The 22,128-nt window shown below is 46.1% G+C and carries 17 protein-coding genes; 5 read left to right on the forward strand and 12 right to left on the reverse strand.

What is annotated here, in order from left to right; translation table 11 throughout:
* The first annotated feature begins 22 nt into the window (after positions 1–22).
* From GC130_RS18305 to GC130_RS18315, 3 genes are all read left to right on the forward strand, one after another.
* The gene (locus tag GC130_RS18305) at positions 23–1,177 is read left to right on the forward strand and encodes an efflux RND transporter periplasmic adaptor subunit (RefSeq protein WP_151999795.1); all 1,155 of its coding nucleotides are present in this window, start codon (positions 23–25) and stop codon (positions 1,175–1,177) included.
* 23 nt (positions 1,178–1,200) lie between these two features.
* Positions 1,201–4,659, forward strand: a complete 3,459-nt coding sequence (locus tag GC130_RS18310; protein WP_151999796.1) for an efflux RND transporter permease subunit — start codon at positions 1,201–1,203, stop codon at positions 4,657–4,659.
* 126 nt (positions 4,660–4,785) lie between these two features.
* Positions 4,786–6,033 (forward strand): metallophosphoesterase, encoded by a 1,248-nt coding sequence (locus GC130_RS18315; RefSeq protein WP_151999797.1) that lies wholly within the window; start codon positions 4,786–4,788, stop codon positions 6,031–6,033.
* 49 nt (positions 6,034–6,082) lie between these two features.
* Here GC130_RS18315 and GC130_RS18320 read toward each other — a convergent pair whose 3' ends face one another.
* The 3 genes from GC130_RS18320 to GC130_RS18330 all read right to left on the reverse strand — a co-directional run bounded on the left by GC130_RS18320 (position 6,083) and on the right by GC130_RS18330 (position 10,682).
* Positions 6,083–6,706, reverse strand: coding sequence for a porin family protein (locus GC130_RS18320; protein ID WP_151999798.1), 624 nt, complete (start codon positions 6,704–6,706; stop codon positions 6,083–6,085).
* 228 nt (positions 6,707–6,934) lie between these two features.
* A complete protein-coding gene (locus tag GC130_RS18325) occupies positions 6,935–9,310 on the reverse strand; it encodes an ABC transporter permease (protein WP_151999799.1) in 2,376 nt (791 codons plus the stop codon).
* Positions 9,311–9,452: 142 nt separating this feature from the next.
* Entirely contained in the window at positions 9,453–10,682 is a 1,230-nt protein-coding gene (locus tag GC130_RS18330; RefSeq protein WP_151999800.1) for a cysteine desulfurase-like protein, read from the reverse strand.
* 205 nt (positions 10,683–10,887) lie between these two features.
* Here GC130_RS18330 and GC130_RS18335 point away from each other — a divergent pair, with 205 nt between their 5' ends.
* Positions 10,888–11,184 carry a hypothetical protein gene (locus GC130_RS18335; RefSeq protein ID WP_151999801.1) on the forward strand — a complete coding sequence of 99 codons (297 nt, stop codon included), beginning with the start codon at positions 10,888–10,890 and terminating at the stop codon, positions 11,182–11,184.
* 62 nt (positions 11,185–11,246) lie between these two features.
* Here the strand turns inward: GC130_RS18335 and GC130_RS18340 are convergent, their stop codons facing one another.
* Both GC130_RS18340 and GC130_RS18345 read right to left on the reverse strand, forming a co-directional pair.
* Complete coding sequence (locus GC130_RS18340) at positions 11,247–11,849, reverse strand: trimeric intracellular cation channel family protein (RefSeq protein ID WP_151999802.1); 603 nt, start codon at positions 11,847–11,849, stop codon at positions 11,247–11,249.
* Positions 11,850–11,914: 65 nt separating this feature from the next.
* On the reverse strand, positions 11,915–12,751 hold the full coding sequence (locus tag GC130_RS18345; protein ID WP_151999803.1) for an SDR family oxidoreductase: 837 nt from the start codon (positions 12,749–12,751) through the stop codon (positions 11,915–11,917).
* A gap of 213 nt (positions 12,752–12,964) precedes the next feature.
* Between GC130_RS18345 and GC130_RS18350 the strand changes: the two genes are divergently transcribed.
* On the forward strand, positions 12,965–13,600 hold the full coding sequence (locus GC130_RS18350) for a 1-acyl-sn-glycerol-3-phosphate acyltransferase (RefSeq protein WP_193217905.1): 636 nt from the start codon (positions 12,965–12,967) through the stop codon (positions 13,598–13,600).
* Between the two features lie 21 nt (positions 13,601–13,621).
* Here the strand turns inward: GC130_RS18350 and GC130_RS18355 are convergent, their stop codons facing one another.
* The 7 genes from GC130_RS18355 to GC130_RS18385 are packed head-to-tail and all read right to left on the reverse strand — an operon-like array spanning position 13,622 to position 21,766.
* Complete coding sequence (locus tag GC130_RS18355) at positions 13,622–14,134, reverse strand: DinB family protein (RefSeq protein ID WP_151999805.1); 513 nt, start codon at positions 14,132–14,134, stop codon at positions 13,622–13,624.
* 6 nt (positions 14,135–14,140) lie between these two features.
* A complete protein-coding gene (locus GC130_RS18360) occupies positions 14,141–14,761 on the reverse strand; it encodes a Uma2 family endonuclease (protein ID WP_226940541.1) in 621 nt (206 codons plus the stop codon).
* Positions 14,762–14,805: 44 nt separating this feature from the next.
* The gene (locus GC130_RS18365; protein ID WP_151999806.1) at positions 14,806–16,359 is read right to left on the reverse strand and encodes an NFACT RNA binding domain-containing protein; all 1,554 of its coding nucleotides are present in this window, start codon (positions 16,357–16,359) and stop codon (positions 14,806–14,808) included.
* Positions 16,360–16,385: 26 nt separating this feature from the next.
* Positions 16,386–17,147: an MBL fold metallo-hydrolase gene (locus GC130_RS18370; RefSeq protein ID WP_151999807.1), complete on the reverse strand. Its 762-nt coding sequence runs from the start codon at positions 17,145–17,147 to the stop codon at positions 16,386–16,388.
* Positions 17,144–17,419, reverse strand: a complete 276-nt coding sequence (locus GC130_RS18375) for a hypothetical protein (protein ID WP_151999808.1) — start codon at positions 17,417–17,419, stop codon at positions 17,144–17,146. Before GC130_RS18375 ends, GC130_RS18370 begins: the two co-directional genes overlap by 4 nt.
* A 1-nt stretch (position 17,420) precedes the next feature.
* Entirely contained in the window at positions 17,421–17,789 is a 369-nt protein-coding gene (locus GC130_RS18380) for a response regulator (RefSeq protein ID WP_193217906.1), read from the reverse strand.
* A 2-nt stretch (positions 17,790–17,791) separates the two neighbouring features.
* A complete protein-coding gene (locus GC130_RS18385; protein ID WP_151999810.1) occupies positions 17,792–21,766 on the reverse strand; it encodes a PAS domain S-box protein in 3,975 nt (1,324 codons plus the stop codon).
* Positions 21,767–22,128: the final 362 nt, after the last annotated feature.

Here is a 22,128-nt window from a genome sequence, read left to right on the forward strand (position 1 = left end):
TATGAAAACATATACATCATCCATGAAAAGTTTACAGTTACTGGCACTAGTTGCTATTCTTTTCGCAGGCGTTTCATGCGGAGAGGCCCCTTCAGATATTGAAGAAAAAAAATCCGAACTCAGTGAATACAACAATGAGCTTCGGGAACTGAAAGCCAAGATTACTACGCTCGAAAAGGAAATCGCACAGATGGATCCTGAGTTTGGCAAGGAGAATACCAACGCTATTCTTGTGGCTACCATGCCGGTTCCTACCAAGGACTTTTTTCATATGACCGAGGTTAGGGGATGGGTCGCTTCTCACAAAAATGTGATGATGAGCGCCGAAACAATGGGCAAGGTTCAGGCAATTCAGGTTACCGAAGGTCAAAAAGTGAGCAAAGGCCAGGTGTTGCTGACGCTTGATGCTGACATTATCCGCAACAATATCAGTGAGGTACAGACCAGCCTTGAATTAGCTAAAACACTTTTTGAGAGACAGTCGAAGCTTTGGGAACAAAAGATAGGCACGGAGGTGCAGTACCTGGAAGCGAAAAATCGTAAGGAGTCGCTGGAAGACAGGTTGGCCACGCTGAACTCTCAGCTCGCTCAGTCAGTGATTAGGGCACCGTTCAGCGGAAGAGTGGATGAAATTCCGGCCACACTCGGTTCCATCGCTTCTCCAGGCATGCCTTTAGTGCGTGTGCTGAGCGAAGACGACATGTATATCAAGGCTGATATCTCAGAAGTTTTTATTGGCAAGTTTACTGCTGGCGACCCGGTAGAAGTGTACTTCCCCGTTCAGGATAAAGCACTTACTGCCAGGGTACTTTCGGTCGGTCAGGTGATCAACAGCGAGAACAGAACTTTCACAGTAGAAGTGAGCTTGCCAAAGCTGGACTTTACCGTAAGGCCCAATCAGGTGACAGTGCTTCAACTGATTGACTACAAGAGCAGCAAAGCATTGGTTATACCTACCAAGATCATCCTGAGAGACGACAAAGGAACCTTTGTTTACACAGTCGCTGATCAGGAAGGTAGCCTTGTAGCCACCAAAGTACATATTGAGACAGGGCTCACCTTCAAAAGTGAAACTGAGGTGATAAAGGGACTTCAGGGAACTGAGAAGTTAATTGAAAAAGGGTACAGAGATGTAGCCGAGGGAGTTAGTGTGACGTTGGCAGCTGCCAGCAAGTAATTTATCTCAAAAACCGAATCCATATGGCTAACGATACAAATACTAACGATAATCTTCCGGAGGAAAACAGGTTTTCTGAAGAGAACGAAGAGGTAGTTGACAAAGAGTTTAAACTCACCTCAGCGTCTCTTAAGAACCGAACCACGGTTTTTTTCCTGACTTTTTTGCTGATAGTGATGGGAGTGAGTTCCTATATCTCGCTTCCAAAAGACAGCTACCCGGAAATTGAGCAGCCGATAGTTTACATAGGTACTGCCCATCCGGGCAATGCCCCGCTTGACATAGAGAACCTGATAACCAGGCCGATCGAGAAAGAGATCAATACTATCTCTGAAGTTGATAATGTTAAGTCGACTTCTGTGCAGGACTACTCCACCATAATTGTTGAGTTCAGTGCCGAAACGGCCATTGAAGACGCTCTGACGAAGGTGAAGGATGCCGTGGACAGGGCCAAGCCCGAGCTGCCAAGCGACCTGCAAACTGATCCTAACATCTTCGAACTCAACCTGTCGGAGTTCCCCATTATGAACATCAACCTTTCTGGGAATTATACCCTGGAGGAGCTGGAAGACTATGCGGAAATTCTTGAGGACGAGATTGAAAAAGTAAGTGAGGTAAGCAAAGTAGAAATCAGAGGCATTGACGAGAAAGAGGTCAGAATCAATGTTGACCCCTACAAGATGGAGGCTGTGAAGGTCAACTTCTCCGACATTGAGAATGCGATTTCCGCTGAGAACGTTTCTTTGTCCGGTGGAAATATTCTTGAGGATGGCATCAGAAGAACCATTAGAGTGGTGGGTGAGTTTGAGGAGGCCAGCGAAATGGAAGACATCATTGTCAAAAATGAGAATGCCAATATCGTCTACCTCAAAGACATAGCAACCATTGAATTTGGTTTCAAGGAAAAGCAAAGCTTCGCCAGAATGAATGGCAAGCCTGTGGTTTCTGTGGATGTGATCAAAAGAAGCGGTGAAAACCTGCTTATTACAACAGAAAAGATAAATGCGATCCTCGACAAAACGATGGATACGCTGCCGGCCGACCTTGAAGTCGCAATTACCAACGATCAGTCGGAAATGACCCGTGAGATGGTGAGCAACCTGGAGAATAACATCATCTCAGGGGTAATTCTGGTGGTTTTGGTACTTCTCTTCTTTTTAGGAACGAGAAACGCCTTGTTTGTAGGTGTGGCCATTCCGTTGTCGATGTTCATTTCCTTTATCGTGCTGTCGGCCTTTAGTATCACTATCAACATGATGGTACTGTTCTCGCTGATCATGGCACTCGGTATGCTGGTGGACAATGGTATTGTGGTGGTGGAGAACGTTTACCGTTTGATGGAACTGGGCATGAAGCCGCTTGAAGCTACCCGTCGGGGGGTGGGAGAGGTGGCCTGGCCTATTATTTCCTCCACGGCGACCACGCTAGCGGCCTTTCTTCCGTTGGCCTTCTGGCCAGGGCTGATGGGGCAGTTTATGCGTTACTTGCCCATCACTTTGATTGTTACGCTTAGCTCTTCACTTTTTGTGGCTTTGGTGATCAACCCAGTGATGATCGCTGCCTTTATGAAGGTAGACAACAGACAAGCATTCAACTATAAAAGGATATGGATATTTGCAGGAGTGAGCATAGTCATCGGCGCTTTGCTGCTGCTGGCAAAAGCGAATGTTCTTGGTAACCTGGCTTTGCTTCTTGGGATTCTTATTCTGCTAAACGTCTACATACTGGTTCCGCTGTCCAGAAAGTTTCAGGACACCTTTCTGCCTTTCATTGAAGGGCTATATTCCCGAACGCTTCAGTTCGCTTTGCGGGGATGGAATCCAACGCTCTTTTTCTTCGGTACTGTATTCCTGTTATTCTTTTCACTTGGCCTGATGGGGGTGTTTACCCCTAATGTCATCTTCTTCCCGGAGAACGAACCAAAGTATATCAATGTGTTCATTGAGCAGCCATCAGGCACGGATATCAATATCACCAACTCATTTACCGAGGAGGTAGAGAAGAAGGTAATGAAGGTAATAGAGCCTTATCAGTTCATGGTGGAGTCGGTAGTGACCAAAGTAGGGCAGGATACGGCCGACCCCAATGACCCTTCGGCTGTTGGTCAGGCTGAAACCCCTAATAAAGCCAGAATTACTGTCAATTTTGTGGAGTTTAAGTACCGCAAGAGAGAAGGTTCGGATGAGTGGGTAATGACGAGCGACATCATGAACGAGATACGTGAGGCAGTTCAGGGCTATCCTGGTGTGGCACTCACGGTTGATAAAGACGCCGCTGGTCCGCCAGTCGGCAAACCGATTGCCATTGAAGTGACGGGACAAGACTTTACCCGGCTGATCGAAATTACAGAAGACATGAAAACCTTCATTAACGAGTCAGGAATTGAAGGTATTGAGCGACTTAAAACTGACCTTGAAACCGGCAAGCCAGAACTAATTGTGGATATCGACAGAGAAAAGGCCCGCAGGTTTGGCCTGTCAACTTATTCGATAGCCAATGAGGTGCGTACTTCGTTGTTTGGAAAAGAGATTTCCAAGTTTAAGCAGGGCGAAGACGACTATGAAGTGCAGCTGAGACTTGACGAAAAGTATCGGTACGATATCGACGCTTTGATGAACAAGAGTGTGGTTTTTCGTGATCAAACCAACGGACGAATTGTGTCTGTACCGATTTCTGCCGTCGCCAAAGCTGAGTTGAGTACTACTTATGGTTCGGTACGCAGGAAGGATCTGCAGCGTGTAGTGACCATCAGCTCCAACGTGCTGGGAGGAGCCAATCCAACCGAAATCAACGATCAAATCAAAGAGCTGCTGGTGAACTTTGATATGCCTCAGGGCTACTCCTTCAAGTTCGGTGGCGAGCAGGAGAAGCAGGCAGAGGAAATGGCCTTCCTGAGCAGTGCCTTGCTGCTGGCGGTATTCCTGATCTTCCTGATCATTGTGGCGCAGTTCAATAAAATGACGGCACCCTTGATCATCATGACTTCAGTGCTTTTCAGTACCATTGGAGTGTTCCTTGGTTTGGTAATTTTCCAAATGGACTTTGTGGTCATCATGACAATGGTTGGAATCATTTCTCTCGCTGGTATCGTGGTGAACAACGCCATCGTACTTATCGACTTTATAGAACTTACCAGAAGCAGAATGAGGAAAGAGTTGGGTGTTGAAAGGCTCAATATCGAACAAGTAGATGAGGCCATTGTGGTCGCAGGAAAAACCAGGCTTCGTCCGGTGCTACTGACTGCCATCACCACCGTGCTTGGCCTGGTGCCTTTGGCCATAGGATTGAACATTGACTTTATAGGTTTCTTCAGAGAGTACGACCCGGACTTTTTCATGGGCGGAGATAATGTGATCTTCTGGGGGCCAATGTCGTGGACAATAGTTTTCGGTCTTACGTTCGCTACCTTTCTTACGCTGGTGATTGTGCCTGTGATGTACTGGTTCTTCGCCAGGGTGAACAGGAGATTCGGAATAAGCTAAAATATGTGAGCCCCTTTAAAGTATTCACAGGCCTTTAAACGTCTACATATAGGTGAACTTAAAAGGGGCTCTTTTTCTTTCTTATGAAAGAGGTCTCTTGCTGACCATATTTAATTTTACCCCTAAATGAACAGGATAGTGTTTGCATTCTTCTTGCTCCTTCTTTTACTGGCTATTGATTGGTACGTTTTCCAGGCTGTGAGGCTGGCGACAGCTGATGTATCTCTCACTACACGAAAAGCGGTGTATTGGATTTTCTGGAGCGTCACCACTTTGTCGGTTCTTGGTGTGCTTGTCGTCAATTTCGCCGACTTATCTGCTGTAAAAGGCCTTCGCACCTTCATTGTGCTCGGCATCTTCATTAACGTGATGTCGAAGCTGTTCGCCCTCATTTTCCTTTTGGTAGGAGATATTATAAGGGGTTTTCAGTGGCTAGGGAACTTTATTTTTTCAAGCCCAGAGCCCATCAATCCCAACGGAAGAGCCATTCCCAGGTCGGAGTTCATTTCAAAAGTAGCACTTATTGCAGGAGCTGTTCCAGCATTGACGATGAGTTATGGTATTTTGAGTGGCGCTCATGACTATCGTATCCGGCGCAAAACCATCTTCTTTCCCAACCTGCCCAAAGAGTTCGACGGCATACAGATAGGGCAGCTTTCCGACATCCACTCTGGCAGCTTTTTCAACAAGACGGCGGTAAAAGGCGGTGTGGAAATGCTGTTGGGCGAAAGACCAGATCTTATTTTTTTTACCGGCGATTTAGTGAATAATGAGGCTGAGGAGGTGAAAGAATACATTTCCATTTTTGATAAAGTAAAGGCACCTCTGGGGGTTTACTCCACTCTTGGCAATCATGACTACGGAGACTACAAAAACTGGTCATCAGAGGCCGCTAAGCAAGCAAACTTAGAAGATCTTAAAGCGGCCCACAAAGAGTTAGGCTGGCGCCTGATGATGAATGAAAATCTTCCTGTGAAGGTGGATGGTGAGCAAATAGGCATACTTGGTATCGAAAACTGGGGAGCCGGCAGATTTGCCAAGTATGGCAAAATGGATTTAGCTCATCAGGGGTCAGAGGAATACCCGTTTAAAATTCTGCTCTCGCATGACCCCAGCCACTGGGACGCACAGGTGAGGCCTAACTATGGCGACGTTGACTTGATGCTTTCTGGTCACACACACGGCTTTCAGTTTGGTGTAGAGATTGGTGGTTTTCAATGGAGCCCCTCTCAGTACGTTTATAAACAATGGGCAGGCTTGTATCAGGAGGAAAATCAGTATTTGTATGTCAATCGGGGCTTTGGATACCTTGGTTATCCTGGCCGTATTGGCATTCTCCCTGAAATAACTATTCTTGAATTGAAAAGAGCCTGACCTATCAGGCCCGGCTCCTTTTGCAGATATTATTATTTCTGTTGTTCGGTTAGAAAGGTATGCTCATAAATACCTGAAGTACCGAGTTTTTAGAGTTCTCTGTCGCTTCTGCTGCCAAAGAACCACTTTCGCCAATTTCCTGTAGGCCATAGTTATACCGAACTCCCAAAGAGCCTCCTGTGAAATTGAAACCAACACCGCCAAACACTCCGTAGTCAAACGTGTTGAATTTGTCCCTGTCAAGCTCACTTACAACTTCTTTGGTTCCATCTGAGTCGATTCTCTTCACCTTTACTGAGGTTAACAGAGACACATAAGGGCCAGCTTCAAAGTAGAAATTACCGACGGGGTTTACCTTCAAAGCTACCGGCACATCGACATAGCTGAGGTTGAAGCGATATTTGCCGTTGCCCAAACCAAGGAATGTGTCATCGTAAATAACTTCGGCACCTTTCAACGAGTAAAGTATTTCGGGCTGAATCGACAATTGCTTCACTAGTTGTGCCTTGTAGTAAACGCCTGCATTAAAACCAACTTTCATATTTTCATCGTCAACGTCATCGACGTAGAGATTTGAAAAGTTGAGTCCTCCTTTGAGACCGGCTTCCTGAGCAAGCGCTCCGCTGGTAATGAACATCATTAGTAAACTGGTTGCTAAAATGGTATTTTTCATATTATTTTTATAATTTTTACCATATTATAACGAGGCAAAGACCAGATTGTTGCGTTGAGCCGACTAGCTGTCTGGGGGTCAGTGACTTAACAAATCGTAGAAATTGGTAGCATTGAAGCGATTAACCGCTGTGCATTGCGAGGTGCAATGGCGATTGTTTTTCACAAAAAAAAGCCCTGAAGTGTCGTTCAACTTCAGGGCTTTGAAACTGGCAGTTATGCTGGAAATTTACTCATATTTCAGGTTGTTTGCCGGGTTGGAGTTGGCTGCTCTTAACGCATGATAGCCAGTTGTCAACACAGTAATAACCAGAATGATCAACAACACGACGACAAACAACAGCAGGTTAATGTCAACGTGATATTCGAAAGTTTTAAGCCAGTCATTCATGAAATAGTAACCGAGCCCGAACGCAGGCACAGCACCTATGAGTACCAGCCACACAAAGTCTTTCACGAGCAGAGTTACAAGGCCGCCGGTGTTGGCACCCAGCACTTTTCTGATGCTTATCTCTTTGGTGCGCTGCTCGGCTATGAAGGAGGCTAAACCAAGCAAGCCAAGACAAGCTATGAAGATCATCATCAGGGAAAACCCGAGAAACAGTTTGCCACGAAGCTGATCCGTTTCATACTGCTCCATAAACTCTTCATCGAGGAAGGTAGCATCGAACGGAATGCCTGGATACACCTCGTTCCAGCTAGCTTCTATAGCAGCAAGCGAAGCCTGCAGATCTTCCGATGTTTTGATAAGCACACTCGAATTGTTGAGGCCAGGGATGAACATGAGGGCTTCGATAGGGTTGTAAAGCGACTGCTGGTGGAAATCCCTGACCACACCCACTACTCTGTGAAACACGGTGCTGTCTCGGTCAAATTGAAACTTCTTGCCTATGGGTTCTTCCCAGCCCATTCTGGCTACCATGGCCTCGTTTACCATCACCGAGGTTGCCGTGTCACTAGGGTATTGCGAAGAGATATTTCGTCCTTTCTCAAAAGGAATGCTGAGTGTGGGGAAAAAGTCATAATCGACCACGTAGGCATCGATGCCATAATTCTCCATTACTCCCTCGTTGGTTTCGACACTCATTACATTTTTGCCATAGCCATTCCCTGGCGAGGTACTCGAGGAAGCCACCGACTTGATGTTGGGGTTCTGCATCAGGGAATTACGGAAAACAGGATACTTTTCACGGCTGGCCTGGTTGTCCAGCACTACACGAACCACCTGATCTTTGTCAAAGCCGAGATCCTTGCTTCGCAGATATTGCATTTGATCGTAAATAATGAAAGTGCCGATCAGCATGAAGATAGAGATGGCGAACTGGATGCCAACCAGCACTCTTCTGAGCCATTGGTTACCACCCCTGCTGGCTCCCTTGCCTTTTAGCACTGCTGCTGGCTTAAAGCTCGACAGGTAAAAGGCTGGGTAACTTCCACTGACAAACCCAGTGAGCACCAGAATGCACAGAACCACCAGGATGAGCTGTGGCTGCAGTAGGTCTAGAAGAGATAAGTTGGTGTCAAGTGACCCATTGAAGAGAGGTACAGCGATGGCCAAAACTATTAAGCTGATAACCAGCGAAATGACTGTAAGTACCACCGACTCCGTGATAAACTGCCCAATCAACATCCCTCTTTGGGCTCCCATTACTTTTCTGATCCCCACCTCCAGGGCTCTGCGCATGGAGCGTGCAGTCGAAAGATTCATGTAGTTGATGCTGGCAATGACTATAAGGAACAAGGCAACAGCAGCAAAAATGTAGATGTATTTGATGTTGCCTAGTGCTTCAGGCTCGCCTTCAAAAGTGGAATAAAGATGAATGTCTTTGATGGCAATCATTTCATACCGGATCACGATGTCAAACTGATCGAAGATCACCGCTACGTATTTATCAATAATGTCATTAAGCTTGGTCTCCACTACTTTGGGGTCAGCACCCTCTCTTAACAAAGCGTAAGTGTAGATGCCAAAGCCGCCCCAGTTTTGAGAGTTGTTTCTGTCGGAAGTGCTGGCCGACATCATTGCATTAGGTCTGATGTGAGAGGTTTTAGGCAGGTCTTCATACACACCAGTGATTTCGAAGGAATTCTGGTCTGTTTTCAAGATCTGTCCAACTGGGTTTTCACCTTTGAAGATTTTGTCTGCCATGGTTTTGCTGATGACCATGGAGCTTGGGTTCTGTAGCGCTGTGGAGGGGTTACCGGAAATAAGGTCAAAAGAAAAAACATCAAACACTGTGCTATCTACCTGAAAGACATCTTCTTCAAAATAGTTGATATTGTCTTTGATAAACTTGGTGCGGCCGTTGCCAATAAAGCGGACGTACTGCTCTACCTCTTCAAATTCAGCCTTCAACGTTCGGCCAAGAGGGAGCTGGGTTACAGCCCAGCGGAACGCATTATCAGGCTCCTTGATGTCCGACGAAATGCGGTAAATCCGATCCGCTTTTGCGTGATGGTTGTCGTAACTAAGTTCTTGCGACAGATAGAGAATGATTAGCAAGCTGGAGACAATTCCGATTGTTAAACCGAGAATATTAAGCGCAGCATAGGTAGGCTGGCGCATCAGGTGCCTGATGCTGACCATTAGGTAACTTTTTAACATGATTAGTCCTTTTGAGTTTGAGTCTTGTAAATATTACGAAATTCTTCGTAAAAGGATGTTAAAAAAAGTTAAAGTCCTGGGCAGAAGGATTTCAATAGTCAGTGGGAGGAATTTTGAAGCGAGTAAAACCGAGGGGAAAAGCCTATGTCAATTTTTTCACCGCCTTGATTACATAGTCAATTTCTTGTTCGGTGTTATAGAGAGAAATTCCCATACGGGTAACTCCACCTTTTTCCAGAAGGCCAAGTACTTCAATGGCCCGCACGGCATAAAAATGGCCGTCCCAGGCGCAAATGTTTTCCGCCGCAAGCTGCCTGCATACCTCTTCGGCAGTTTTTCCTTTGACAGTAAACGACACGGTGGGAGTTCTTTTTTCAGATGAAAAATCCTGGCCCACAACCGTTATGCCCTTGATGGCCTTTAGTTCTGTGTAAAGTTTTGACGCCAGGGCGAACTCATGTTGACTTACTTTGGTGTAAGCATCATCCAGCTTTTCTCTCAGGTTATCGCCTGATCCCAATGAAGCGATAAAATCAACAGCAGCGGAAACACCAGCCATGGCCGCATGATTGAGCGTGCCGGTTTCAATGGAATAGGGGGCTATCTGGTCGGTGGTTCTTAGCCTGTCGGTTGGCAGCCTGTCGAGCAGGCCTGGCTTTGCATATAATATACCCACATGAGGCCCATAGAATTTGTAGGCCGAACAAATGAGGAAGTCGCAGCCAATGGCTTGCACATCGATGCTGAAGTGCGGCGCATAGTGAACTGCATCCAGCAGGAGCCAGGCACCCACCTTGTAGGTCATTTGCCTAACCAGTGCAAAATCGTTGACAGTGCCTATGGCGTTGCTCGACATGCCCATGCAAACCAGTCGGGTGTTTTCATTGAGCTTCTGCTCAAAGTCTGCATAGTCCAGTGTGCCGGTGGGCAAAAGCTTCACCTCCCGTACTTTGACACCAAAATCTCTCAGGGTTAGCCACGGCCCCCGGTTGGCTTCGTGGTCTAATTGGGTGATCAATACTTCATCGCCAGGCTTCAGCAACCTGCTCATTGCCCGGGCCAGCGAATAGTTGATAGTGGTCATGTTCTGCCCAAGAGAGATGCACTCCGGGCCAGGAGCCCCCAGCAGGGTTGCCATCTTTGTCCGGGCGTCCGACATCACGTTATCGGTTTCCCGTGTGGTGACAAAGGCACCGTGGGTGTTGGCGTTGGACCGGCGATAGTAGGTTGAAATAGCTCTGATGACCCTCTCAGGTACCTGGGTGCCGCCTGGGCCATCCAGAAAGATGAGGGGTTTCTTGTTGTGCAGACGCCGTAAGGCAGGAAACTGGTGATGTACGGACTGAGGATCGAACACAGACTTTTTAGCCATGGGAGTGTGGAGTTTAGGAAGTCTAAGATGAGAAAAAACCCGATAGGGAGTATTGCTTTTTTGAGGGGCGGGCTGAATTTTTCCTCGCCATTCCGACTTTTTATTACTTAATAAATAATTAGAAACCATGTAAATTAGTGTACTTTCAAATTGTTCTGTATTTTGCCATGGTGTAGATTTGTCAAAACCTATATTTTAGTGGTCTATGAAAAAAGCGTGGATTGACTTTTTAAATTCTTTTAAGCCTACCTATTCGGTAACCGTACGTTTGTATCACGTAATTCCGAATTTTCCGGAAGTACAATCTTTTCAAGATCGGGAGGAGTTTGGTAAGGGGCAGTACCAGAAAGCGAAGCTGTACTATGACCGGGTTGTCAGAAAAAATATTGAGCACAAAGTGATGCCTGTAGAGGTGAGACTTATCAAGGGCAAAAAGACCGTGATGGAGTCCAGAAACTTCGGACCTGTTGATACGGTCAAGAACCTAAACGTTCCAGTTTAGAAGAGTGATGTTTTTAATGTGAAACCCGAAGCTGTCTTTTGACAGCTTTTGTGTTTTGTAGCCTACTTCAACTTTGGCAGTGACAGTCTGAACTTTACTGCCAGTAGCCGGATTACAACGATTACGCCAATGGAAATTAGCAGGTTGACATTGCGATCAATTTCAAACAGCCTTAGCGATAAGTAGCAAATAGCGCCGGCCAGGCAGGCTGTAGCATAAATCTCTTTCCTGAAAATCACCGGTAGTTCGTTGGTCAGTGTGTCCCGGATCACCCCGCCCATGATAGCAGTAAACATGCCCATAATGGCTGCTATTTCTGGCCTTACACCAACAGAGAGGGCCTTTTCAACTCCCAAAATTGTAAAGAAGGCTATGCCCACAGTGTCGAATAGCATGAAGGTTCGTTTCAGCCGGGAAACAAAGCCGTACAAAATAAAAGTAACGATGACGCCAAGAATGATGGCGTAGAGGAAATTAATGTCACCAATCCATACCAGGGGATAGCTACCGAGCAGCACGTCCCTCAAGGTACCCCCTCCAATGGCTGTCAGAAAGCCCGTGAAGGCTGCTGCAAACCAGTCGGCTTCTTTGCCCTGTAGAGCCAGAGCGCCGGAAATGGCAAAAAAGAATGTGCCGATAAGTTCGAGGGCGTATTGAAGATCCATAGTCGTATAAATGACGCTTCAAAATTAGGGAAAGAGAACAACAAATGCGGGCTGGGGAACTCGATTTAAGGCCAGTCGAATTTTGTTAGATCTCCGTAAGTGAAATTGTATTTCAGCCGGCTCTTAAGCTTCTGGTTGCTGACGATTTTAAAGGAGGTGACCTCAGCCGCAGCAAATTGAGGAGGAACCATACCCAAAACCTCAGCAGCCTTTGTATAGAAATCCCTTTTTGGCGGGTGAGTATCACTGCAGCAGTTAAAAGTGTCGCCGCTCGCCTGCTCTTTGATAATTTTGTGAATGATGTTAACGCAATCGTCCCGGTGGATCAGGTTGACCAATTCTTCACCATTTGTCAGCCCTTTTTTTCCGGCAAAGAACCTGGCTGGCTGGCGGTTGTGGCCAATAAGGCCGGCCATGCGCAGAATTATCACCTCCTTGCCATCTAGTTTTCTCAGCCGGTCTTCAGCTTCGAGCAAAACCTTCCCGGCTTCAGAGTCAGGCGGTAGCTGCATTTCTTCTGAGATAATATCGTTGGTATTTGGGTAGACAGACGTTGAGCTGATGTAAATGATTTTGCAAACAAACGACTTAGCCACGCCGTCCAAAAGGATACCAAATGAATTTCGGAACTGCTCAGCCCCGCCTTTTCTAACGCCCGGGGGGTAGTTGACCACCAGAATGTCCGATGTAAGAAAGTCAGATAGCTGGGTATGGTTACCGCCGTCGGACAGCTGAATCAGGAACGGCTCGATGCCAGCCTTTTTCAGTAAAGCAAGCTTTTCCGGAGAGGTGGTAGACCCTTTGACCTGAAATCCATTTTGAAGCAGGTGCCTGGCCAGCGGCAAGCCGAGCCAGCCACAACCTAAAACACTAACTGATTTCTTTGAGGTGCTGTTTTCCATGCGACACGATATTAACAAAAAGCTGCCTTAATCAGTCCTTTAAATCAGTTTTATACCAACGGAGGGCTTTATCGAAAAACAATCGGGTGGTTTTTAGTGCTTTGTTTTAGCTTTGTGAGCATTCATCATAATCAATTATTAGTGTCTACGCCGTTTCGCCTTCTGTTTTGTGTGTTTTGGAGTATCCTTATGATTTCCTCCTCTCTGTTGATCATGATCATTACATTCAATAGAAAAATACCGGTTGTGATGGCACGCACCTGGTGGTCGCCCGGCATCTTATGGGCGTGTGGCGTTAAGCTGAAAGTGGATGGAGCTGCACACGTCAATGACAAAGACTCGTATGTATTCGTCAGCAATCACTTGTCATATCTTGATATTGCTGTTTTGTTCAGGGCTGTACCCGTTAACCTTTACTTTGTTGCCAAGCAAGAGCTGAAAAAAGTGCCATTTCTTGGGTGGTACATGATGGGCACGGGGATGATCTTCGTTGACAGGAGCAACAGGGAAAGGGCCATTGAGAGCTTAAAAAAGGCTGGACAGCTTATTCAGGGAGGCAAAAACGTGCTGATGTTTCCGGAAGGAACCAGAAGTCGCAATGGAGAAGTTGGTATCTTCAAAAAGGGGCCATTTCTCCTGGCTTCTCAAGCCGGTGTGCATGTAGTTCCGGTGGCTATTAGTGGGTCGGAAAAAGTATGGAAAGCCGGCAGATTTGCTATAAAACCTCATAAAGTAGATGTCCATATTGGCCTGCCCGTTAAGCATGATGGCAAAACGGATATCAACACATTTATTGGAAAAGCCAGGGAGCAGGTGATAGAGTTGAAGGCCATGCCAGCCGAGGCCTAGTAGTTTTTGCTGCGGGTAAAATCACTGACCCTTTCTGTTGAGATCGATGTCGGCATAGAAGCCCAGGTCTTTGTTTCTCATCTGTTTCGTCCAGAAGGCAATTTGCCCCGTGTGGTAGGAGTAGTGCTCCACGGCATGAATAACATTGCCAACCCCTGAAAACTCGTAGGCTTGCACGGGCCGAACTCTTAGCAGTTCCTCGTCAGAGATAGTTTGAATAACTTCAATGGCTTGAGCAACGGTGTTTTCAAGCCTCAACTGGAGCTCCTTTTTTGTGTAGCCGCCCTTTGCGTCAAACTCTTCATCTCTCACCCTTCGGTCTTCTTTACCTCCCAATGATGAAATAACGTACTGGGTAATATTTCCACAGAGATGAAGAATGAGATTACCCATGCTGTTGGATGAGGCGTTAGGGCGCTGCCAAGCTTCTTCTTCAGACAACTGATCAATGCATTTGGCTATTTTTTGCGTGTTTTCCTGCATGCGCATGATGGCATGCTGTTTAACTTCAACGGCAAGTGGGGATGGGTTCATTTTATATCAATAATCGAAAATATCGTTCACGTTAATTGTCAGTCCGGGAACGGCGGTGGAAGTCACTTTTTCGTCGTCTGTAAATTTTAAAGACTGGCTGTATTTCCCGTCACTACGCAGCACAAAAACTTCTACGACTTTTTCACCTGGATAGACCACCCAATACTCTTTTACACCATTTTCTTCATATAGGCTGAACTTATCTTTGAGGTCTTTCGAAGAAGTAGATGGGGAGAGAATCTCTACCATGATGTCAGGTGCACCACTACAGCCTTTGTCATCTAGTTTGGAGGGATCGCACACCACACAAATGTCTGGCTGAACCACGGAGAAAATCCGGTTATCGGGATCTGATGGTTTTTGTGGCAGCCGCACATCGAAGGGGGCTGCGTAGGCACGACATTTAGCTTTTTTCAGAAAGGCTTTTATGCCGTAGAACAAGTTACCACTCACATCCTGATGCGCCCGGTTTGGGGCTGGCGACATATGGAAAACCTTTCCTTTGATCAACTCCACCCGCTCCTCGAAACTCCACCGAAGGTAGTGGGCATAGCTATAGGTAGCTTCTGGCTCAAGCAACATGATGTCGTTGATGTCGGTCTCCGGTATTTGGTAGGGCTTTGCCATTAGATAAAGATAAATAATTGAACGGAGGCTGCAATGAATTCTCGTTAGTTTGGCAGCCCCGGCTCGACCATAATCACCTCTTCTCTCTCCACAATTACGGCTCCGGGATGGGCGCCTTTTGGTTTTCTCACCCATTTTTTTGGCGTGAAAATTACAGGGCACAGTGTATCTGTTTTCCTTTTAGAATAGTAGGCAGCCAGAGCCGCCGCCTGCTCGATAACCGGCTTGGGGAAGTTTTGTCCTGCTCTCCATTTCAATACTACATGCGAGCCAGGCACATCTTTGGCATGCAGCCAAAGGTCGTTTTTAGTAGCGTACTTAAGGGTCAACTCGTCGTTGTTTTTGGCGTTGGTCCCCACCCACGCCTCGTACAGCCCAATCTGGAACACTTTAAAAGGGCGGTTTATGGCAGCCTGTTTCGATTCTTTCGCTAATCCGTGTTGCTGAATATACTGCCTGATGAGTTTCAGGTCTGTCATGTCTTCCAGATGCAGCAGATGTTCTGCAACAGTTTCCTCCAGCGCTTCTTTAGCAGCAATGGCTTCCTCCAGTTTCTCTATTTCAATCTTTTGGTTTTTGGCCTTACGGTAAAAAATCTCCGCATTTTTCTGCGGGGTCAAAGCCCTCTTTAGCTTGATGTTAACTGGCTGTCCGGTATAAAAATTGTCAAGCACTGCTTCCTCTTGCCCTTCTTTCACCTGATGAAGGTTGGCCATAAGTACATCGGCCAGTTGGGAATAGCTTTTTCCCTCTTTCAGTTCAATCAATTTAGCTTTTGACTGTTTTAGGTAGCTTTCTGTTTGCTTCAGCTCCTTTCTCAGGCGTTGCAATAGCGGGTGCAGCTCGGTCTTTAAATAAAACTCCCTGCTGACCTTTTGCGCATAAACAGTAGTTGCTTCAATAGCCGAGTCAGTTTCCATGAGCACTTCCCCCGCTCTGAAAAGCAGTAGCTGCACCTTTTCCTGCCAGCGGCAGATGTAAAACGTGGGATTTTCAAAAGCACCTAGCATCTCTGTTACCAGCGCCCATTTTCTTTCTATCGTTGTGTCGTCGTAGCCCAGCCCGTTCAGAAATGCCGTGGTTTCTTTGCCCAAAATGGGAACAAATTGTCTAAGCTCACCTTCCATTTCGTCAAAGTGCTCTTTTGTCAATGCAAGTGTTGACGCAAGCTGTTCTTGTGTGAGCCCTTCGTCATCCAAAAGCTGGCTCCTGAAAAGCCTCTGGCTACCGTTTTTGTCGGTGCCGATGATGTTTGATCTGCTGCCATGCATCTTGAAGAGGAAGCTAAAGCCATTGTTAAATGCCATGACAAAAGAGCGATCGCAGGGGGTGATGCTGACCATTTCCAATTGGCCACCAATGGCTTCTTCAAACAGATCGACATTGTTTTTTCGGCTCCTGGCAAAGCTTTCAGGGAATGAAATGAAAGTGAGCTGGGGAATGAGGGAGACCCTGATAAACTTCTCTTCCTCGTTTTTGTAAAAGTGAAAAATGAGCTCATCTTTTTGCTGGCTGAAGCATGCGCCTAATGTGAAGCCACGCCAGGCGGCATCCAGCTCCTTGCACAGCGGCTTCAGAAAGAAATAGTTGAGATGCATAGTAAGAGCAAACTTGAAGCAGGGAATTAAAGCGTTAGCTGCTGACCGTCGTAGGCAAGATAGATGTTTTCAGGCAATTGAGCAGACACATCCGTGTGCGTGCCCAGCTTGTGGGAGATATGCGTGAAGTAAGTTTGGTCGGCTTTTAGCTCCTGAGCCAGAGCAACAGCTTCGTCCAGCGTAAAGTGAGAGATGTGAGGGGCTTTCTGCAATGCATTAAGCACCAGCACCTTGCTTCCTTTTATTTTTTCCTTTTCCTCGTCCGAAATGTAATTGGCATCAGTGATGTAAGTGAAATCGCCAATTCTGAAACCAAACACTGGCAGCTTGAAGTGCATCACATTGATAGGAGTTATTGTTGTTTGGCCTATGATGAATGGATTCCCGTCAAGTAGCTTTACGTCCACCAATGGAACGCCGGGATACTTGTGGTCGGCAAAGATGTAGGAGAACTCTCTTTTCAGCTGTGTGATAACCGCTGTGCTGGCATACACCGGCATGTCCATTTGCTGCAAAAAGTTGAAGCTTCTGATATCGTCCAGTCCGGCGGTGTGGTCTTTGTGCTCATGAGTGAAGATGACAGCGTCGAGCCTTTTGATTCGCTCACGGAGCATCTGCTGTCTGAAGTCGGGCCCGGTGTCTATCACCAGACTGAGACCATCAACCTCGATATGGACAGAGGAGCGGAGGCGCTTGTCGTGAAAGTCAACCGACTGGCATACTTCACAGTTGCAGGCAATGACAGGCACTCCCTGCGAGGTGCCGGTTCCGAGGAAGGTCAGCTTCAAATCTCCAGCTTGGTTTGGGTGAGCTCCAGAAGAAGGGATCTATTTTTGTCGCTTAAGCCTTTTGGATCAATTTCTATCGACTTTAATATCTCGAGCAGGGCATTGATTTTCCCGTCAAGAGGGAAGTACTTACTGACAATAGCAATTTTGGTGTCTCTTAAAATGCAGTAGCCGGAATGGAAACTGCCTTTTTCATAGCGGAGAATGTAGTCCGACTCAGCGAAAATATCTTCTAATTTGTTGAGGAAATGTTTGCTGTATTTTACCTGCATATCAACTGGTATACTTCCTTACTTTTTCAACAAGCTGGTCAAAATTCAGAGGCTTGGGAATGAAGTCATTGATTCCATTAGCAAGAAATTCCTCCATGGTGTAATTCCGGGCGTTGCCGGTTATAGCAACAATAGGTATATTTTTTTTAGCCTCATCATTTAGGTTTCTCACCTTTTTTGTGCACTCGATACCGTCCATCACAGGCATGTTAATGTCCATTAGGATAAGATCAAAAGACTCTTCGTTGAGTTTTTGAAGCACTTGCTCCCCATTTTTTACCGAAGTGATTTGAAAATTTTGAAGCGTGAGAATCTTCTTGGTAAGGTTCTGAATAACTGAGCTATCTTCAGCGACTAGAATTTTTTTCATAATTATGATGAGGTTGAACTCGCACCCACAAATAACTTGTAATTTTCTTTAAATTCATCAAAGCTGGCATCTATTTGAGCTAATTTCTTTTCTACCTCTTCGTAAATGCTACGTTTCAGTTCCTGTTCAAGCTGAGTTACATACCAGGCAAAACGTTCTATGCCCAGGGTTCCGGAGTTACCCTTTAGGGTATGTAGTTCCGACCTCAGCACTTCGTAATTGCTCACTCTTAGTGCCTCCCTGCAGTTTGCCAGACTCTCCTGAGCCTCTTTTAAAAAATCGTTGAGCACCGACTCAACCATTTCGGCTCCACCATACTTGCTGAGCTCATCCAGTACCAGGGTGTTCACAATTTTAAGATCGTCAGGCACCTCGGCCATTTTTTGGACAACAATTTCGCTAGGCTTATTGTTCTCTATCCAGTCCACTACTTTTTGGATGATGGTTTTTGCCTGAATTGGTTTGGAAATATAGTCGTCCAGACCGCTATCAAGGAATTTCTTTCTGTCCTCTTCCATCGAATAGGCAGTCATGGCGATGATTGGGGGCTGATGGTCGAGGTTAAGCAATTTAATTTCCCGGGTGACCTGTACACCGTCTTTTTTGGGCATTTGTATGTCCATAAAAACAACATTGTACTGGTGCTGTTGGATCATTTGAATGGCATCGTCGCCGTTTTCTGCAAAATCTACCCTGCATCCCGCTTTAATGAGGATATGTCCAGCCACTTTCCTGTTGACGTCATTGTCGTCCACCAAAAGTATGTACGGAATTTTCTTGCTGAATACTTTCTGAATGGCCTCGTCGGTAAGGGGAAGGTTCCTTTCCTCGGGTTGCTCTATTATTTCAGCTTCGAAGGTAAACCAAAAGGTACTGCCAAGGCCAGGGGTAGAGTATACGCCGATTTCACCGCCCATTGATTTGGTCAACTCTTTAGATATTGCCAGCCCGAGCCCGGTGCCGCCAAACTTTTTGGTCATGGAGTTGTCAACCTGACTGAACGAGTCGAAGAGCTTTTTCAGGTCTTCCTTGCTGATCCCAATGCCCGAATCTTTGATCTTCACCTTCAGAATCAGGATGTCTCCCTTTCTCTTGTGCTCGTTAAGGCTGATGTAAATTTTGCCTCTTCCTTTGGAGAACTTGATCGCATTGGAGGTGAGATTTGAAAGCACTTGCAACACCCTGGTTTCGTCGAGTAAGAAGTAGTCGGGCAGGCTTTTAGCTACAGTATACTGAAGGCTGGTTTCGTTGATGGAGGCCTGCTGGCTGAACAAGTTATAAAGCTTGTCTAAAGTACCTCGCAGATTTACAGGCCTTTTTCTAATCTCCATTTTGCCCGCCTCAATTTTTGACAAATCGAGGATGTCGTTGAGAATGGTGAGGAGGGTTTCAGACGATTTTTTTATTGTTCTGAGGTATTCGGACTGCTCCTGATCGAGGTGTGTACTGCCGATCAAATCCAGCATGCCAATGATCCCGTTCATAGGTGTCCTGATCTCATGGCTCATATTGGCCAGGAACCGCTCCTTGATCTTAAGTGACCTTTCTGCCAGTTCCTTTGCCTTGCGAAGCTCTTCATTGGTGCGGATCAGCGTGGTGATGTCTCTGGCAACACCTTCAATTTCAAGCGGGTAGTTTCTGCGGTATACCAGGCGGATGTTGCAGAGGCATTGCAGATCCTTTCCGTCTTTTGTGTACAAGGTCGCCTCGAAGTTTCTAAGCCTTCTGTTCTTTCGAAGCTTGCTGAATACACTGTGGATGGAGTCGGACGAGCTGAAGAGTTCGTCGATGTTTTTTCCTATTACCTCTTTAGATGTGTAGCCTAAAAGCTCGATGACCGATGGGCTGATCATCGTGATCTTTCCCTTGGCATCGCAGCGGAAATAAATGTCCTGGAAGGATTCGAAAATATTCCTGAATTTTTCTTCGCTTTCCTGCAGAGCCACTTCCGAAAGCTTCTTCTCAGTAATGTCATTGGCGATAACTGAGATTTCTTCGATGGAGCCGTCGGGGAGGAAAATTGGATTAAGGAATACATCTCTCCATATTTTGTTGCCCTTGAGGTCAGTAACCTGACTTTGGAAGTTGACAATCTCCCCGCTAAACGCACGGTCATACTTGGTTTTCCAGAACTCGCTGAGGCTTGGAACCAGAAAGTCGAAGCCGCTCTGACCACCCAGAGAAGGGGTAATGCCATAGTATCGCTGCAGCGCATCAGCATAGTTTTGGTTGAAAGAAGTGAAGCAGTAGCTCCTGTCTATGGACCAGATTTGGTGAGTGGTAGACTCAAAAATTGCTTTTCGCCTGGCGCTTTGGCTAATTATTTTTGCCTCGTTTGACTTGCGTTCGAGAGCAAGAGAGACCTGGCTGGAGATGAAATCCAGCAGTTCAAGATCTTTGTGGTTATAGGCCGTTCGGTCTTTGTAAGAATGGAATGAAATGACACCTGCCGGTTTGCCTTCAACATTGACCTGTACCCCCAACCATATTAGCGGAAGCTTGGCATGAAGAGGTAATTTTTTATTGTCCGCAATTCTTCGAATTCCGTCTTCGTAAATAATCAGTGGCTTGCTTCTCTCAAACGTGAATTCAGCCAGTAGTTTGGTGATGCTTTTTAGCTGCTTGACTTCCGACGGCTCTTCTAACTCGGTGATGAGGTAAGGGAATTGGATTTTTCCTGTTTTTTCATCTTTGAGACTGATGGCAAAATTCTGGATCTTCAGTATTTTGTTGAGCTCCTCAAATACGTTTCGGTACAGCGCATCCAGATTGCTACTGGTGGTCGTTAGGTTGGCAATTTTGTAGTAGAGGCTTTGCGCTTTTTCGGCACGAATCCTTTCTGTGATGTCGTAAAAGATACCTCTAAACTCTGTCGGGCTGCCATCCTGAATAGTGCAGTTGACTCGGCCGGAAACGTAAATATTCTTACCAAACTTACTGATAAAAACAGTTTCAAACTTCTCGATCCGTTCCCCACGTCCAATCTGGTTCAGATTCTCAACTGTGCTGCTCTGGTAATCTTTTGGTATTAAATCGGTAAGCTTCAGTTGACTTATCTCTTCATCATTGTATCCGAGTTTTGTTTTCCACGCTTCATTTACAAACCTGAATTCGCCTTCAGATGTGAAGATTTGGATAAGGTCGCTCGAATTGTCAAAAAGTTCTTTGAGCTGGGCGTTGGTCTTTTCCAACTCTTGTCTGACCTTCCGTCGTTCGGTAATATTTTCTCCAACGATGGTGATGCCAATTACCTGGCCCTTGGCATTCTTAAGTATAATCGAGCTAAACCGTATAATGAGAATTTCGTCTCCGTCCAGCGTAATTACCCCAGTCAGTGCCTCCGTGTAGTCCTCTCTCTCTACTAGCGTTCTGAAACTTTTTTTGGTTACGTTGTCACCGCCGTAGGGCTGAAATACCTCAAACAGACTCTTGCCCATGAGGTCCCCGGCTGGCTTTCGGGTGGCCTTCAGAAACGCTTCATTACAGAAAGTGATAATACCTTCGCTGTTGGTGGTAAGCGAAAGAATTTTAGACTGGTTGAGCGATTTTTGCAGCTTTTTTTCGCTTTCCAACAAAGCTTTTTCACGGCTTTCGGCTTCTTCTGCCAGCTTCCTCTCGGTAATGTCTATTGTGGCGGAAATATAGCCGGAGAACTTACCCAGGCTACTGACTCTCGGAATGCCGGTATCCAGCACCCATCTGTATTTCTTGTCGTAGCGCCGCAGCCTGTAGGTAACCTCATATTTTTTGCGGCGCTTAAAAGCCAGGTCCATGGTAACCAGCACGTCATTCAGGTCTTCTTCATGAATGTTGGCAATCCATCCATTGTTTTGCTCCTCTTCTACTTCCTTGCCGGTAAACTTGAGCCATTGCTTGCTGAAGTAGTAGAAGAAGTTGTTGGAATTGGTCATTCGCAACAGCACAGGAGCATTGTCGGCCAGAGATTGGAACGTCTTTTCTGATTCCAGAAAATACACGTCGGCGTCATCGTCCTTGTTCTCCAGCTTGATTGTGCAAAGCAGGTGGTTGTTTTTCTCTTCGGTTAGTGCCGATAGCTTTATTTTAGAAAAGAAGACCTTTTCAGAGGAGTTTTGAATTTCTCCAACAAACTTTTGGGGTAGGCCGAGCAGGGCCAGTTTTATCCCGGAATTGTCATTAGGAATTAGGACGGAGCAAAAGGCCAGTTGAAATTTTGGGACTCTGTCCAGATTCCTTCAATCCATTTTCTTCGTTTCATTGCCAGAGAAAGGTTGAGTATTTTCTGACTGCCGGATTTGGTTATATAGCCCCCAATAGCAAAGATTTTATACCTGAGTGTTTTGAGTTGATGGAGCTTGTC

It is taken from the genome of Imperialibacter sp. EC-SDR9 (assembly GCF_902498805.1).
Lineage (GTDB): Bacteria > Bacteroidota > Bacteroidia > Cytophagales > Cyclobacteriaceae > Imperialibacter.

Coding starts and splice junctions, on each gene's coding strand:
- GC130_RS18305 (WP_151999795.1), top strand. CDS start 23: ATGAAAAGTTTACAGTTACTGGCACTAGTTGCTATTCTTTTCGCAGGC.
- GC130_RS18310 (WP_151999796.1), top strand. CDS start 1,201: ATGGCTAACGATACAAATACTAACGATAATCTTCCGGAGGAAAACAGG.
- GC130_RS18315 (WP_151999797.1), top strand. CDS start 4,786: ATGAACAGGATAGTGTTTGCATTCTTCTTGCTCCTTCTTTTACTGGCT.
- GC130_RS18320 (WP_151999798.1), bottom strand. CDS start 6,706: ATGAAAAATACCATTTTAGCAACCAGTTTACTAATGATGTTCATTACC.
- GC130_RS18325 (WP_151999799.1), bottom strand. CDS start 9,310: ATGTTAAAAAGTTACCTAATGGTCAGCATCAGGCACCTGATGCGCCAG.
- GC130_RS18330 (WP_151999800.1), bottom strand. CDS start 10,682: ATGGCTAAAAAGTCTGTGTTCGATCCTCAGTCCGTACATCACCAGTTT.
- GC130_RS18335 (WP_151999801.1), top strand. CDS start 10,888: ATGAAAAAAGCGTGGATTGACTTTTTAAATTCTTTTAAGCCTACCTAT.
- GC130_RS18340 (WP_151999802.1), bottom strand. CDS start 11,849: ATGGATCTTCAATACGCCCTCGAACTTATCGGCACATTCTTTTTTGCC.
- GC130_RS18345 (WP_151999803.1), bottom strand. CDS start 12,751: ATGGAAAACAGCACCTCAAAGAAATCAGTTAGTGTTTTAGGTTGTGGC.
- GC130_RS18350 (WP_193217905.1), top strand. CDS start 12,965: ATGATCATTACATTCAATAGAAAAATACCGGTTGTGATGGCACGCACC.
- GC130_RS18355 (WP_151999805.1), bottom strand. CDS start 14,134: ATGAACCCATCCCCACTTGCCGTTGAAGTTAAACAGCATGCCATCATG.
- GC130_RS18360 (WP_226940541.1), bottom strand. CDS start 14,761: ATGGCAAAGCCCTACCAAATACCGGAGACCGACATCAACGACATCATG.
- GC130_RS18365 (WP_151999806.1), bottom strand. CDS start 16,359: ATGCATCTCAACTATTTCTTTCTGAAGCCGCTGTGCAAGGAGCTGGAT.
- GC130_RS18375 (WP_151999808.1), bottom strand. CDS start 17,419: ATGCAGGTAAAATACAGCAAACATTTCCTCAACAAATTAGAAGATATT.
- GC130_RS18380 (WP_193217906.1), bottom strand. CDS start 17,789: ATGAAAAAAATTCTAGTCGCTGAAGATAGCTCAGTTATTCAGAACCTT.